The sequence below is a fragment of the Streptomyces sp. NPDC096310 genome, from assembly GCF_044763125.1.
Classification (GTDB): Bacteria; Actinomycetota; Actinomycetes; order Streptomycetales; family Streptomycetaceae; genus Streptomyces.
Genome location: NZ_JBIWFO010000050.1, coordinates 1 through 13,388 on the forward strand (window position 1 = coordinate 1; position 13,388 = coordinate 13,388).

At 69.6% G+C, this 13,388-nt stretch carries 15 protein-coding genes and 2 pseudogenes; 8 read left to right on the forward strand and 9 right to left on the reverse strand.

Going from position 1 to position 13,388, the window contains the following annotated elements:
* From ACIQ7D_RS37080 to ACIQ7D_RS37090, 3 genes and pseudogenes are all read right to left on the reverse strand, one after another.
* Positions 1-119: alpha/beta fold hydrolase (locus ACIQ7D_RS37080; RefSeq protein WP_403945646.1), on the reverse strand; the 119-nt coding region annotated here is incomplete at its 3' end.
* 321 nt (positions 120-440) lie between these two features.
* A pseudogene (locus ACIQ7D_RS37085) lies at positions 441-824 on the reverse strand (MMPL family transporter); the annotation flags it as partial.
* A 58-nt stretch (positions 825-882) separates the two neighbouring features.
* Positions 883-1,266, reverse strand: a complete 384-nt coding sequence (locus ACIQ7D_RS37090) for a hypothetical protein (protein ID WP_403945618.1) — start codon at positions 1,264-1,266, stop codon at positions 883-885.
* Positions 1,267-1,440: 174 nt separating this feature from the next.
* Here ACIQ7D_RS37090 and ACIQ7D_RS37095 point away from each other — a divergent pair, with 174 nt between their 5' ends.
* The 4 genes from ACIQ7D_RS37095 (at position 1,441) to ACIQ7D_RS37110 (ending at position 5,073) form a co-directional block, all read left to right on the forward strand.
* Positions 1,441-1,566: a hypothetical protein gene (locus tag ACIQ7D_RS37095; RefSeq protein WP_403945620.1), complete on the forward strand. Its 126-nt coding sequence runs from the start codon at positions 1,441-1,443 to the stop codon at positions 1,564-1,566.
* Between the two features lie 185 nt (positions 1,567-1,751).
* Positions 1,752-2,855, forward strand: coding sequence for a 4Fe-4S binding protein (locus ACIQ7D_RS37100; protein WP_403945622.1), 1,104 nt, complete (start codon positions 1,752-1,754; stop codon positions 2,853-2,855).
* Between the two features lie 150 nt (positions 2,856-3,005).
* Entirely contained in the window at positions 3,006-4,310 is a 1,305-nt protein-coding gene (locus ACIQ7D_RS37105; protein WP_403945625.1) for an SNG1 family protein, read from the forward strand.
* 193 nt (positions 4,311-4,503) lie between these two features.
* Positions 4,504-5,073, forward strand: a complete 570-nt coding sequence (locus ACIQ7D_RS37110) for a TetR/AcrR family transcriptional regulator (RefSeq protein WP_403945627.1) — start codon at positions 4,504-4,506, stop codon at positions 5,071-5,073.
* Positions 5,074-5,077: 4 nt separating this feature from the next.
* On the opposite strand, the gene ACIQ7D_RS37115 is transcribed toward ACIQ7D_RS37110, so the two are convergent.
* The 3 genes from ACIQ7D_RS37115 to ACIQ7D_RS37125 form a co-directional block, all read right to left on the reverse strand.
* Positions 5,078-5,530, reverse strand: a complete 453-nt coding sequence (locus ACIQ7D_RS37115; protein WP_403945629.1) for a hypothetical protein — start codon at positions 5,528-5,530, stop codon at positions 5,078-5,080.
* A gap of 519 nt (positions 5,531-6,049) precedes the next feature.
* Positions 6,050-6,850 carry an SAM-dependent methyltransferase gene (locus ACIQ7D_RS37120; RefSeq protein ID WP_403945631.1) on the reverse strand — a complete coding sequence of 267 codons (801 nt, stop codon included), beginning with the start codon at positions 6,848-6,850 and terminating at the stop codon, positions 6,050-6,052.
* A gap of 282 nt (positions 6,851-7,132) precedes the next feature.
* Positions 7,133-7,678 (reverse strand): hypothetical protein, encoded by a 546-nt coding sequence (locus ACIQ7D_RS37125; RefSeq protein ID WP_403945632.1) that lies wholly within the window; start codon positions 7,676-7,678, stop codon positions 7,133-7,135.
* A 678-nt stretch (positions 7,679-8,356) separates the two neighbouring features.
* Between ACIQ7D_RS37125 and ACIQ7D_RS37130 the strand changes: the two genes are divergently transcribed.
* Positions 8,357-8,665: a hypothetical protein gene (locus ACIQ7D_RS37130; protein ID WP_403945634.1), complete on the forward strand. Its 309-nt coding sequence runs from the start codon at positions 8,357-8,359 to the stop codon at positions 8,663-8,665.
* A gap of 39 nt (positions 8,666-8,704) precedes the next feature.
* Here the strand turns inward: ACIQ7D_RS37130 and ACIQ7D_RS37135 are convergent, their stop codons facing one another.
* Entirely contained in the window at positions 8,705-9,328 is a 624-nt protein-coding gene (locus ACIQ7D_RS37135) for an NADPH-dependent F420 reductase (RefSeq protein WP_403945636.1), read from the reverse strand.
* Positions 9,329-9,364: 36 nt separating this feature from the next.
* Positions 9,365-10,099, reverse strand: a complete 735-nt coding sequence (locus tag ACIQ7D_RS37140) for an SDR family NAD(P)-dependent oxidoreductase (RefSeq protein ID WP_387865164.1) — start codon at positions 10,097-10,099, stop codon at positions 9,365-9,367.
* 144 nt (positions 10,100-10,243) lie between these two features.
* On the opposite strand from ACIQ7D_RS37140, the gene ACIQ7D_RS37145 reads away from it, so the two are divergent.
* From ACIQ7D_RS37145 to ACIQ7D_RS37155, 3 genes are read left to right on the forward strand one after another with little or no spacing between them, the layout of a single operon-like run.
* Positions 10,244-10,855, forward strand: a complete 612-nt coding sequence (locus ACIQ7D_RS37145; RefSeq protein WP_403945639.1) for a TetR/AcrR family transcriptional regulator — start codon at positions 10,244-10,246, stop codon at positions 10,853-10,855.
* Positions 10,852-11,040, forward strand: a complete 189-nt coding sequence (locus tag ACIQ7D_RS37150) for a hypothetical protein (protein WP_403945642.1) — start codon at positions 10,852-10,854, stop codon at positions 11,038-11,040. Before ACIQ7D_RS37145 ends, ACIQ7D_RS37150 begins: the two co-directional genes overlap by 4 nt.
* A gap of 37 nt (positions 11,041-11,077) precedes the next feature.
* Positions 11,078-11,371, forward strand: coding sequence for a hypothetical protein (locus ACIQ7D_RS37155; protein WP_403945644.1), 294 nt, complete (start codon positions 11,078-11,080; stop codon positions 11,369-11,371).
* 610 nt (positions 11,372-11,981) lie between these two features.
* On the opposite strand, the pseudogene ACIQ7D_RS37160 reads toward ACIQ7D_RS37155, so the two are convergent.
* Positions 11,982-13,297: pseudogene (locus ACIQ7D_RS37160) on the reverse strand (acetate--CoA ligase); the annotation flags it as partial.
* Between the last annotated feature and the right edge of the window lie 91 nt (positions 13,298-13,388).

The window sequence follows — 13,388 nt, forward strand, 5'->3', positions numbered from 1 at the left end:
GAGTACCAGCTCTCCGGCCAGCCATGCAGCAGCAGGACCAGCGGTCCCTCCCCCTGCTCGGCGATGTGCAGCCTGACCCCGTTCACGTCGACGAAGCGGTGAGTGAGTGAACTGTCCACGAGAGTTTCCTTCAGGTCGGTGAGCGCCCGCTCTTTGTTCAACTGCGCATACCTGGCGTGCGGTTCTGCGGACATCTGTGTGCGTGACCCAGCGTGTGGGGTCGTCGACCAGCACATCGTGGGCTCCGTACCCTGCCGCCTCCGGTGACGCGAGGGACAGCGCCCTTGATCGCCATCCATGCAAAACCGATCGGTTTCCACCAGCATAAACCGATCGGTTTCACTCCGCAAGTCCACCGGGCGCCGTCTGCGAACCGGTACCAGGAACCCCGGCTTGACGCCTCGGGAATGTCGACGGGAAGAGGGGCAAGCCGGCGCCGTCGCTACGGTGACGTCGGAGACCACCACGGTGCGCCGGCCGGGGCGACCGTGCGCGAGAGTGCCCCTTGGCCGGTGTCCGCGCGCCGGCTCCTCGCGGTGGCGGCTCACGATCAGCGGGCCGTGGTCGATGGCGACGGCGCGAACCAGGACCGTGACCAGACTCAAGGTGAAACGGACATGTCGGTGATGGTCGAGATACCCCGCGGGGCGGCCAACGACCTCCGGTGGAGCGCACTCCGACGAACACCGGGGGAGCTGAGGCCCGACCGGGCTCGGCAAGGCGCGCCGGCCCGGGTATTCGGCTGCGCCTCGGCGTCTCGGCCGCGAAGGAGACACGTCTTCGCCGGTCAGTGGTCGGGCCCGGTGATCGGCAAGTGCCCTCACCGGCCGGGGGGCAAGTGCCGGACAACGAGGGCCGGTCGACCCTCGCGCGGACCGGCTGTCAGCCGAGGTCGAGGATGGCCTCGACCAGTAGGTCCGGCTGTTGCTCCTGCAGGAAGTGGCCGGCGTCGGGGATCGTCATATGGTTCCGCCCCTGCGCGCCGGGGACCCGTGTCTGGAAGACCTGCTCGTAGATGCGCGTGATGTCCTCGTGTTCGGCGAAGGCGGTGAGGACCGGCTTGTCGAAGGCTGCCAGCCCGGCCCAGGCGCGGCGCAGCGTCGCGGCGAGCGGGTCGGTGGTGTCCAGTGATACGAGGTGCGGGAACTGCCGCACTCCGGCGAAATGCCGTTCGGACGGGAAGGGAGCGTCGTAGCCGGCGGCCTCTTCCGCGGTGAGGACGTGGGCGGTCTGGTTGAGGGCACTGTCGGGCTGCCGACCGCCCACGAGGCGGTGAGCCCGGGCGACTCGGACTGCTCCCGCCAGCGCAGGAAGGCCCCGAGGTCACGCGTGAACCGCTCTTCGGTGAAGGTCGCCATGAAGTCCGGGTCGGTCAGCCCGGTGTTGCGACGACCACGCCCGCGAACCGGTCGGGCGTGGGCCCGACGTGCGCGTTCCCTGGTGCTGTCGAGGAACGAGCCGCCCCGGCTCGCGGTCGCGGACTGCTACGAGCGGGCGCTGCGGGCGCTGGTGGCGGGGTGGCGGGACGGCGCGGATCCGGATGCGGGGTTCGCGGAGGTGAGGTGACCCCGGCCCGGGACGACGCCCCCCTCGGCCGCGCGACTCGGCTCCATCGCGACACCGGGTGGTGGGGGTCAGGGGTGTTCCGCCGTCCGGACTTGCGCGCGGAAACCGATCAGTTTACGATGGCGAAACTGATCGGTTTCTCGCTGTGGAGGCGAGCCTCGAACCCGCATCCCCAGGAGCACCGGATGACTGCCGCACGTGACGCCGAGGGGCAACCGACGGAATTCGGGCGTCCGGCGAAGCTGGCGGCCCACCCCTCGGTGCGGGCCGTACTCGCCCGGCGCAGGGCCGGCGGAGCGGTGAGCCCGCCGGCGGTGATCGACGCGACCTGGCTGCGCGAGTTGTGTCTGGCGGCCGGTGCGGACGGCGCGGCCGCGGTCAGCCTGGACCACCCCGATCTGGTCGGCGAGCGCGAGCACGCGCGGTCCGCGCTGCCCGGCACCCGCACCCTGATCGCGATGGCGGTCCGGATGAACCGCGACAACTGCCGCACCCCTGCCCGTAGCGTGGCCAACCAGGAGTACCACCGGACCGACGAGCAGGCCAACCATGCGGCCCGCAGCGTCACCCAAGCCCTGCACGACGCCGGTTACCGCGCGCTCAATCCGTCGGTCGGCTTCCCCCAGGAGACGGACCGCTTCCCCCATGAGCGGATCTGGGTGGTGGCGCACAAGACGGTGGCGGTGGCCGCAGGGCTCGGCGTGATGGGCCTGCACCGCGACGTCATCCACCCGAAGTTCGGCAGCTTCGTCCTGCCGGCCACCGTCCTGGTGGACGCGGAGGTGAGCGCGTACGGGCAGGCGCTGGACTGCAACCCGTGCATCGACTGCAAGCTGTGCGTCGCCGCCTGCCCCGTGGGCGCCATCAGCAAGGACGGGGTGTTCGACGCGCCGGCCTGCACCACGCACAACTACCGTGAGTTCATGAGCGGGTTCACCGACTGGGCACAGACTGTGGCCGACAGTGAGGACGCCGCCGACTACCGCTCCCGGGTCACCGACTCCGAGAGCGCCTCCATGTGGCAGAGCCTGACCTCTCTCCCCAGCTGCAAGTCCGGCTACTGCCTTGCCGTCTGCCCCGGCGGCGAGGACGTCCTGGGCCCGTATCTGGAGGACCGCAAGGCCTTCATGGACACCGTGCTGCGACCGCTCCAGAACAAGAAGGAGACGCTGTACGTCCTGCCGGGCTCACACGCGCAGGAGTACGCCCAACGCCGCTACCCCCACAAGCCCGTCAAGGAAGTCACCGGCGGCCGGCATCCCCCGGCGGAACGCTCCGCACCCCACTGACCGAACGCCCCCGGCGCCCACCGCCCACCGCCCACTCGTCTCGTGCGGAGGCTGCCGCTCATGTCACGGAACGTTCTGAGGGGCGCCGACCGGCAAGGGCACGGTCCGGCCCCCTCCCGCTGCGCCTTGTTGTCGAGACCGGAGTAAGTCATGAGTGGCATCCAGCCCTTCCGCGTACTGCGCGCCAAACCCCTGTGGATCGCCAACGGCGTCATCACCGGCGTACTCGCGCTGCTGTTCACCGTGTTCTACGTCGGCGCCAACATCGATCCGGCCGGTCACCTGGAGAAACTGCCCGTCGGCCTGGTCAACGCCGACAGGGGAGCCGCTCTCGGCGGTGAGCAGGTCAACCTGGGAGCGCGGATCACCGAGTCGGTCAAGCAGTCCACCGCGGGCGGGGGCAAGATCGACTGGAAGGTGATGGGCGAGAAGGAGGTGAAGGAAGAACTGGGCAAGGGCAAGCTGTCCGGCGCGCTCGTCGTGCCCGCCGACTTCACTTCCGCCACCACCGCGCTGACCGGCACCGCGACCACCGGGACCCCGGCCCGCCCGACGCTGAGGGTGCTGACCAACCAGTCCGCCGGCAGCATGGGCTCCAGCATGGCCCGGACGGCGACCACCCAGGCGGCCGAGAACGCCTCGCTCCAGGTGGGCAAGGAACTGACCGCGCGGACCGCGGCCCAGCAGGCGAAGCTCCCCACCGCGGCACGCGTTCTCCTGGCCGACCCGGCCGCCGTCACGGTCGAGGACGGCCATCCCCTCGACTCGCACAGCGGCCTGGGCCTGACGGCGTTCTACTACGCACTCGTGCTGGTGGTCTGCGGCATGCTCGCCGCCAATGTCATCAGCGGCCAGGTCGACCACGCCCTCGGCTACACCCACAACGACATGGGCCCGCTACGCCTGCACCGCCCGCTGATCCGGGCGACCCGGGTGCAGACCCTCGCCATCAGCAGCACCCTCATGATCGGTCTGTCCCTGCTGATGGGCACCCTGGTCATGGTGGGCGCGGTCGGCATCATGGGCATGGACGCCTCCCATCTGCCCCTCCTGTGGCTGTACTCGGTGTGCGCCATCGCGGTCACCGGGATTGGCGCGCTCGCTCTCCTCGCCGTCTTCGGCACGCCCGGCATGCTGGTGGTCACGCTGGTCTTCATCGCGATGGCGGTGCCGACGGCCGGCGCCACCACCCCCCTTGAGGCGCTGCCCGGCTTCTACCGCTTCCTCGCGGAGTTCGAGCCGCTGCGGCAGATCACCGGCGGCATCCGCTCGATCCTCTACTACGACGCCCAGGGCGACGCCGGCCTGACCCGGGGCTGGGTCATGATGGCCGTCGGCCTCGTGTCCGCCGCACTGTTCGGCTTCGGCATGCTCGGGTGGTACGACCGCAAGGGGATGCACCGCATCCCGGCCGAGACGAAGCCGAAGCCCGAGAAGACCTCCGTCCCGGCATAGCGGAACGCACCCCCTCACCGCCCGGAACGGGCTGCCGTGCGCAGCGGCCCCGGTGCGTCTCGCCTGCGAGGACGGTCGGGCGCACACACCACCACGGCCAGGCGACGCCCAGGCCGTCGCCGGGTCTTTGTCCGGGCCTCATTCCAGAAACCGATCAGTTTTCTTTCTGTCGGAATCGAGTTAACCTCGCGATATGACCACCGAGGCGAAGTCAAGCTCCCGAGAGCGGCTGCTGGAGGCAGCGGCCACGCTCACCTACCGCGACGGTGTCGGCATAGGCGTCGAGGCGCTGTGCAAGGCGGCGGGAGTGTCGAAGCGCTCCATGTACCAGCTGTTCGAGAGTAAGGGCGAACTGCTGGCGGCGAGCCTGGAGCGGCGCGCCTCAGCCTTCGCGGCCGGGCTCCTGCCCGCGCCGGACGACGGCCGGGCGCCCCGCGAGCGGATCACGCACGTCTTCGAGCAGGTGGAGTCGCAGGCGGGTGCGCCCGAGTTCCGCGGCTGCCCCTACCTGGCCGCACAGATCGAGCTCAAGGACCGGAGCCACCCCGCGAGCCTGGTGGCCCACCGGATCAAGGAGAACCTGACAGCCTTCTTCCGCGCCGAGGCCGAACAGGGCGGCGCGAGCGACGCCGACCTGCTGGCCCGGCAGCTCAGCCTGGTCTTCGACGGCGCCAGCGCCCGGGCGGGGATCGGAGCCGACAACCTCACAGGACTCGTCGCCCCCACGGTGGTCACTCTGCTCGATGCGGCACGCATGCACTGACGCATCACCTTTCGAGCGGACCCGGCGTACGGCGTTCTCTGGACTTACAGACCGAAACCGATCGGTTTAGCGTGATGGAAACCGATCGGCTTCTCGATGAGTCCGGGAGTTCATCCTGGCGCAGGATGTCCGCCCGCTCGCTCTGCCCGTGCTCACCAGGTTCTTGGTGGTTGCCGCCCGCGTGGATGACGTGGAGGTGGCTCTCGTACTCGCGGCGCGTCCGCTCGGTGATCTCCGGGTCGGTGCCGAGCCGCGCGGCGGTCTCCTCCAGCGCCCGGTACGCCTCCTCGGTGGCCGTCGCCTCGGCCAGGAGGCGTTCTTCTGCCGTCGCGGAGTCGTGGGGCAGCCGGGCCCAGCGCACCACGCCGGGCAGCAGCAGCCCCTGCACCACCAAGGTCCAGAGCGGGCACAGCGTCTCCCAGGCCACCGCCCGCTCGGGCCCTACGACGTGCCGCACTTGCCCCACGGCACCGCTCACCGCACAGCCAGAAGGTCCGTGACCGGCAGCACGGCCCGCGAACCGGGTACTGCCGCGACGCCACCGTCCCGAACGGTCCCGGCGGAGCGGCGCGGGGCCTCTGTCCGCTTCGGCCTGCGTGTCGTTTGACCCCGGCGTACGGCCCTGGGGCAGGCGGCGTCGTACCCGCCCACGAGCCTTGGACGGCGTTGATGGCATCAGCGACGTCGGCGGCGGTCACTTGTATGGGGACGCCGATCACGGAGACGATCTCCGCTCTGCTCGGCGAGATGGTCAGCATCGACGAGGCCGTCGCCTCGCTGACGCAGCGGGCCAACCCGGGCCCCGGGCCGAAGGCTGGACACCACCGGCGCGCCCCACCTCGGGGGCCCCGGAGAGCGCGCCGGCGGACCCCTCTCCTCTCCCCTGTTCCGGAGGTTGGTCAACGCGGTCCTGCGGGGGTTGGCCTGAAGAGGGGGCCAGGGCCGGCGCGGAAGGGCGGTAGCCGCCGGCGGGCGCTCAGGTCTTCCGGCCCACTCCGGCGTAGAGCGGTACGGGGGCCGGGCCGCTCGGGGCGGCGGGTTGGCCGGTGTCCGGGTGCCAGGCGGTTGCGGGCACGATACCGGGGTCGGTGAGGGTCAGTCCCTCGAAGAACCGTGCGACTTCTGGGTGTGACCGTACCTGGGCGGGTGTTCCGCCGCTGCGGTAGATGCTGACGATGCTGTCCCAAGTCTCCGGGTCGAAGTCCCCGGTCACGTGTGAGAGGACGAGGTAGCTTCCGGAGGGCAGGTTGTCGACGAGTTTCGTGACGATGCCGGTGGGGTTGTATTCGTCGGAGACGAAGTGCAGAAGCGCGACGAGCGACAGGGCGATGGGCTTGCTGAAGTCCAGTGTGGTCCGGGCTCGTTCGATGATCTTTTCGGGGTCCCGGACGTCCGCGAGGATGAATTCCGTGCTGCCCTGCGGGGTACTGCGGAGAAGGGCCTCGCCGTGGCGTAGCACGATGGGGTCGCTGTCGACGTAGACGATGCGGGCTTCGGGGGCTGTTCGCTGGACGATCTGGTGGAGGTTGGGTTCACTGGGGATGCCGGTGCCGATGTCGAGGAACTGGCGGATCCCCTGGTCGGTGAGCCATCGGGCCGCACGGTGCATGAAGGCCCGGTTGTCCTGAGCTCCCTGTTTGATGGCGGGGAACCGCGCTATGGCTTGTTCCGCGGCGATTCGGTCGACTTCGTAGTTGTCCTTCCCGCCCAGGTAGTAGTCGTACATGCGTGCCGACTGGGGCTTGCTGGTGTCGATCTTGCTGTTGTCCGCGGTCATGGGGGTCTCCGTTGACGGCCGTGGCGGGTTGGGCAGGGATGGTGGGTGTTGTATCAGGGGCGGTCCAGCAGGAAGTCGGCCTGGCCCGTCTTCGCTCCCCGCACGAAGGCGTTGATCTCCCGCGGTGTGTGGAAGAGGTTGGGGCTGCTCCAGGTTTCCTCCAGCCCTGATGGCCGAGTTCGGTGTCTGCGTTGGTGATGCGGGAGGAGGTGGTCACCTGAAGCTCCTTACGGATGCCCGCGCGGACATCCTTGCTCTTCCTGCGCGCTGTGGCCCGGACGGTCATGCTTCTCGGGCTCCGTGACCTGGTGGAGGTCCAGCATCGCGGCGACGGTTACGTAACTTCAGCGTGACCTCGGCGCGTCCCATCCGGGTCACCGTGGTGGCTGCCTGCCGCAGGTGTACACAGGCCTGTTGCGCAGTCAGGTTGGCTTGGGTGCGGGGTTTCTGAAGCCGTCTGCCGAGGATCATCTGAAGCATCGTCGGTGCCGGCCGCCGTTCACTCAACTCCAGTTCCCTTGCCGGTGGCCTGTGTTGGGAGCAGTGTGCCATGGCGTACAGGCATCCATCGAGAATCCCGTCGATCGCCCGTCGGGTGTCCGGCGCGTATTTGGAGCAGGGGTGACGCAGGCCGAGGAGGATCCGGCCGTGTTCGTCCTTGAGGCGGAGGTGGACACCGACGATGTGCAGTTCGGCCCCCGCCGCGGCCTCGCCGAGCAGCAGAAGGGCCACGTCCGGCGGTACCTCCGCCGCGGGATGCCCGGCCGCGTGGCGCCGGATCAGCTCCCCCAGCCCGGGGCTCAGGCGACGCCGGTCGAGCAGGTCCACGGTGCACCCTGTCAACAGGACACCTTCGCGGAGCTCCACATCCTCGGGGCACCGCTCCAGCGGTCGGCGTAGACCTGGATGGGCACCGCGAGCCGTCGACGCTCGTCCCTTATCTCCACGGCGAACGGCATCAGTTCGGTGGGCCCCAGGCCCGGCACCTCTTCGGTGAGCTCGCGCCGCGGCGGCGCATCGAGGCAGGAATGTTCCCGCGCGCGGCCGCCACCGAGGAGGCGAACACCCAGGGCTCCCAGATGTCGTCCCGGTCATCCCGACGGTGAAGCAGGTACCGGCCATCCACGTCGATCGGCGCGCCGAGGAACAGAGGCGTCAGACAGAGGTCACCGGGGCGGAGCCCGGCCTCCTCGCACTGGGAAGATGGCGGCCTCAGGGCCCGGGACCTGGAGGCGGTACGCGCGTACACGTTGATCGTGTGGTTCGACTTCCTGGGCGCCATCGGTCGCTCGTGGGACGACGCGACGGTGCGGGACGTGGAGGCGTTCAAGGGCCGGCGACTCACCGACCTGCGAAACGAAGAGCGGATCCGGTCGACTTCCTTCGACACCGATCGAGCTGGCGTCAACTCCTTCTACTCATGGGCGAGCGAGCGCTACGGGATCTTCCACCCCGCCCCGACTGCGCATGCCGACTCCGTGGACGAGAACGACGTTGTGCCCGGGCATGGATACGCGCGCAGACGTGGAGCTTCCCTCGTCGGGCGGCGAACGGATGGGGGAGGCGTGGTTGGCGGAAAAGTGCGTCAAGGGAGCCGAAGAGGTGCGGACGTACTGGATTCCACGGCGGGTGTCGCAGTCGGTGGAGGGGTACGCGGTCCCGCTGGAGGGGGCAAGGGCGGAGACGATCCGCCGCGCCCAGAGTGCGGGCCGGTACGAGCGGCTGCGCGGGGTACGGATCCTCACGGGCCACAACCCGCGGACCCGGGAACGGCTGGCCGGCGCCCTGCGCAGCCGCTGCCGGAGTGAGCACTGACGAGTCCCTTTCGGTGATCGTGACCCGTCAACCGTTTGCTCAGAGGGGAAGTTCGGTGATGCTGAGGGCGAAGTCCACGTTCCCCACCCCGTGGTTGGCGAGGCCCACCGTCACCACGCCCGCTCCTTCCAGCCAGTGCGCCATTTTCAGGCTGCCGACGTCCAGCGGGCGCAGCCCGAGGCTCTCGATGAACGCCTCCACCCTTGCCTTGGCCTGCGCATTGTCGCCGGCGATGAAGACGTCGGGCCGACCCTTCTCCAGGACATGACGGAAGATGGTGTTGAACGCCTTCACCACGCTGGCGCCGGCCGGGGCCGCCCTGGCGACTTCCTGCGCGATCGAGGTCTCCTCGCGGTGGGCCAGCCCGTCGAACGTGGAATTGAAGGGATTGCTGATGTCGACGATGACCTTGCCCGCGAGAGCGTCTCCGTACTGGGCGACGACCGGCACGACGCCGTCGTGCAACAGGGCGACGATGACGATGTCCCCGGCCGGGGCGGTGCCCCATTCTCCCGTCGTGGCGCCGCCGCCGAGAGCCTTGGCCAGGTCAGCGGCCTTGGACTGATCGCGGCCCATGACCTCGACGGTGTTGCCGCCCGCTAGCGCCCGCGCGCCGATGGTGCGGGCCATGTTCCCGGTGCCGATGATGCTGATGTTGCTCATGAGATGTCCTGCCCTGGTTGTTGTGTGGTGTTCGGTTCAGAGGGCGGTGGTGCCGCCGTCGGCGACGAGTTCCATGCCGTTGACGTAGCTGGAGTCGTCGGAGGCGAGGAAGAGGGCGGCGGTGGCGATTTCGTCGGGGCGGCCCATCTGGCCGCGGGGGATGAGGGACTCGAACTGGCGCTTGGTGGCCTCGTCGAAGAGTTCTTCCTGCTTGGCGGTGGCGACCTGGCCGGGGGTCAGGACGTTGACGCGGATGCGGCGGTCCTTGAGTTCGTTGAGCCAGACGCGGGCCCAGGCCTGCTGGACGGCCTTGCTGCCGGCGTAGACGCTCCAGCCGGGGAAGGCGCCGAGGGAGGCGTTGGAGCCGGTCATGAGGATGGAGCCGCCGTCGTTGAAGAGCGGGAGGGCCTTCTGGACGGTGAACAGGGTGCCGCGGGCGTTGAGCCCGAACCAGGTGTCGAACTGGGCCTCGGTGATCTCGCCGAGCGGGGCGGGCTCGCCCCCGCCTGCGCTGGCCCACAGCACGTCCAGGCTTCCCTTCTCCCGCTTGACGGTGTCGTACAGGCGGTCCAGGTCGTCCAGGTCGGCGGCGTCGCCCTGGACGCCGGTGACGTTGCGGCCGATCTGCTTCACGGCCTCGTCCAGGGCGTCCTGGCGGCGGCCGGTGATGAAGACGTGCGCTCCCTCGTCGACGAACAGCTTCGCGCCGGCCAGCGCCATGCCGGTGGTGCCGCCGGTGATGACCGCTACCTTGCCGTCAAGCTTTCCCATAGTCGCTCCCTTGGGTCGGTGGTGCCGTGCGCACCTGGGGTGACGGTGTTATGTACACCGCTCCGTGTGCTTACGGTACGGGGCGGGCGGCCGGGGCGCAAACTATGTACACCAGTCGTTACCCAGCTGGGGTACCATCGGCCCATGACCGAGTTGGAGAAGGGCCCCAAGGGCCGCCGCCGCGGCCGGGGCGCCCGCGAGCGCATCCTGGGCGCGTCCCAGCAGCTGTTCCGCGAGCAGGGCATCAACCGCACCGGCATGGACCAGCTTTGCGCGGCGGCCCAGGTGTCCAAGCGCACGGCCTACCAGCACTTCACCGGCAAGGACGAACTCGTCGCCGAGTACCTGCGCCGGTTCGACCCCTCCGTTCTGTCCGGTGTGTTCGACCGCACCGACCTCACGCCCCGCGAACGGCTTCTCGCCGCCTTCGACATCCCCCCCACCACCCCCCTGTGCCCCTACATCGCCGCCGCCGTCGAACTCCACGACCCCCAGCACCCCGCGTCCCAGTACGCAGGCGACTACAAGAAAGCCGTGGCCGCGCGGCTCGCCGACACCGCCCGCGAAGCCGGCGCCGCCGACCCTGAACAGCTCGGCGAGCAGCTCGCGTTGCTCATCGACGGCGCCGCGGCCCGCACCCGGGTCCTCAACGCCGACGCCTTCCCCACCGCCGCCGCCATCGCCGCGGTCCTCATCGACAACGCCATCCCCGCCACAGCCGGCGATGACCGGCGACGGGAGGAAGTGCCAAGTTGACCCGGCACTCCGCGGCCGGGCTGGACGCGCTGCCGGTCGCGCGGCTGCACCCGCTGGTACGCGATACCAGCCGCCCGGAACCTGGCCCGGACCTGCCGGCTTTTACGGAACTTGCCGCCCGCCTGCTGAAGGCCGCGGCAGAAGCCGCCGGGGAGACCGGCGACCCCGAGGACCCGCCGACGTGATCGGCCTGGCAGCTGCTGGCGCCGCAACGCTGCCGTAGTGCTGAAGAGCCTCAGCGCTCTGCCGGACAGCTCGGACGAGACGATCGGGGCGGCAGCAGACGCTGCGAACATGGTGGCCCGGTACCGGGCAAGCCAGGGATCTTACGCTGCGGCGAGCCTGCGGGAGATCGCCGAGCGGCTCGTCGTCTCCACCGGGAAGAAGAAAGGCCGAGACCCGTCAGCGGCCACCGTCATGCGGATGCTCCGCGACGATGAGAAGGCACTGGAAGCTTCTGATTACGGAGAGCTACTCTGCCCCTGGTCGTGGCTTCAGGAGTTCGAGGCCGGATGAGGGTCCTCTCTGGGAGGTCGGGCACGTGTTCCAAAGCAGCCGACACCTTGTTGCCCGACAACGCACTTGCCTGATGAACACCGGGAGCGAGTAGCAGCCCTGTCGCTCGATGGCCGATGTGCGGGACGCGACGGTTACGGTCGATGACCACCGCGCCGCAGGTGACGTGACCGGGCAGCGTGGCGCGGCTGGACGGCTCGTCGCTGGTGTCGAGGACAGCCCGGGCCGGCACGAGGAGCGCGGTCACGGGGGTGCCGAGGTTGCTGCCCGCGGTGGCGGCAACGGCGAAGGGCCCGCCGATGCGGCTGTTGCTCCCCTGGATCAGGATCAGCTGGGCCGGGGACAGCCGGTCCAGCCCGGCCGCCACCGGCACGCTGGACAGGACAGCGCGGCGGCACCGACCAGATCACCGCCTTCACCGGCGTGCTCAGCAGCATGCGCGAACAACTCGACGCCGTGCCTGACGAGAAACGATCCGGGGTGGAAGAGGCCGGCGCGAGCCTGAGGAAGGTCCACGCCACGCAGGACCACAAGCTGCTGCAGCTGACCGTCATCAGGCCGAAGGGCGTCACCACCAAGAGGGGGCGACGTAGCGGTCGTCGTCACCTCAGATGGAGCGGGGCATGGACGGCCAGGGTTCGGTGAGGACCAGGTAGCCGCCGCTGCCGTCGGGCACCGGCTTTCCGGTGTCGTCCACGACCTCGGCGCGGATGCCGGGCAGCGGGGTCATGGCCGATCCCGGTTTGGTCGCGGTGACCCCGGGGAGTGGCGCGATCATCATGGCGCCGGTCCCGGTCTGCCACCAGGTGTCCACGATCGGGCAGCGGCCTCCGCCGATCTTCTCGCGGTACCACATCCATGCCTCGGGGTTGATCGGCTCACCGACTGATCCCAGCAGGCGCAGGCTGCTGAGGTCGAACTTCGCGGGGATGTCGTCGCCCCACTTCATGCAGGTGCGGATCGCGGTCGGCGCGGTGCAGAGGAGGGTGACGCCGTACCTTTCCACGATCTCCCACCAGCGTCCGGTGTGGGGGGTGTCCGGCGTGCCCTCGTAGATCACCTGGGTGGCGGCGTTCGCGAGCGGGCCGTAGACGATGTAGGAGTGGCCGGTGACCCAGCCGACGTCGGCCGTGCACCAGTACACGTCGGTCTCCGGCTTGAGGTCGAAGACGGCGTGGTGTGTGTAGGCGGCCTGGGTGAGGTAGCCGCCGGTGGTGTGCACGATGCCCTTGGGCTTACCCGTGGTACCGGAGGTGTACATGATGAACAGCGGGTGCTGGGCGTCGAAGGCTTCCGGGATGTGTCGGTCGCTCTGTGCCTGGACCACGTCGTGCCACCACAGGTCCCGACCGGGGTGAGGGCGACTTCCTCGCCCGTGCGGCGCACGACCAGGACGTTCTCCACGCTCGGGGAGGACTCCAGGGCCTGGTCGGCGGCGGGCTTGAGGGGCGTGGGCTTGCCGCGCCGGTAGGAGCCGTCGGCTGTGATGAGCAGTTTCGCCTCCGTGTCCTGGATGCGGCTCGCGACCGCGTCCGCGGAGAACCCGCCGAAGACGACCGAGTGGATGGCGCCGATGCGGGCGCAGGCGAGCATGGCGATCAGAGTCTCGGGGATCATCGGCAGGTAGAGGGCCACCCGGTCACCGGCCACGATCCCGAGTGAGGTGAGCGCGTTCGCGGCCCGGGATACCTCGCGGAGCAGTTCGCCGTAGGTGAGGGTGCGGGCGTCGCCGGGTTCGCCCTCGAAGTGGATGGCCACCCGCTCGCCGAGGCCGGCTTCCACGTGCCGGTCCACGCAGTTGTACGCGGCGTTGATCCTGCCGCCGTCGAACCATCGGGCGAACGGCGCCTGCGACCAGTCCAACACCTGTTGGGGCGGCCCGGCCCAGTTCAGCCGACGGGCCTGCTCGTCCCAGAAGCCGAGCTGCGGGTTGTCTGGAGGACGGGCGCGTGGGCGCTCTCAGCCGCCGTTGTCGGCGAGGTAGTCCTCGCTGTGGGCGATCCGCCAGAAAGCGACG

What these genes read in the sequence shown, in the direction of transcription:
- ACIQ7D_RS37100 (WP_403945622.1), top strand. Translation starts at nt 1,752, where the DNA reads ATGACTGCCGCACGTGACGCCGAGGGGCAACCGACGGAATTCGGGCGT.
- ACIQ7D_RS37105 (WP_403945625.1), top strand. Translation starts at nt 3,006, where the DNA reads ATGAGTGGCATCCAGCCCTTCCGCGTACTGCGCGCCAAACCCCTGTGG.
- ACIQ7D_RS37110 (WP_403945627.1), top strand. Translation starts at nt 4,504, where the DNA reads ATGACCACCGAGGCGAAGTCAAGCTCCCGAGAGCGGCTGCTGGAGGCA.
- ACIQ7D_RS37120 (WP_403945631.1), bottom strand. Translation starts at nt 6,850, where the DNA reads ATGACCGCGGACAACAGCAAGATCGACACCAGCAAGCCCCAGTCGGCA.
- ACIQ7D_RS37130 (WP_403945634.1), top strand. Translation starts at nt 8,357, where the DNA reads ATGGATACGCGCGCAGACGTGGAGCTTCCCTCGTCGGGCGGCGAACGG.
- ACIQ7D_RS37135 (WP_403945636.1), bottom strand. Translation starts at nt 9,328, where the DNA reads ATGAGCAACATCAGCATCATCGGCACCGGGAACATGGCCCGCACCATC.
- ACIQ7D_RS37140 (WP_387865164.1), bottom strand. Translation starts at nt 10,099, where the DNA reads ATGGGAAAGCTTGACGGCAAGGTAGCGGTCATCACCGGCGGCACCACC.
- ACIQ7D_RS37145 (WP_403945639.1), top strand. Translation starts at nt 10,244, where the DNA reads ATGACCGAGTTGGAGAAGGGCCCCAAGGGCCGCCGCCGCGGCCGGGGC.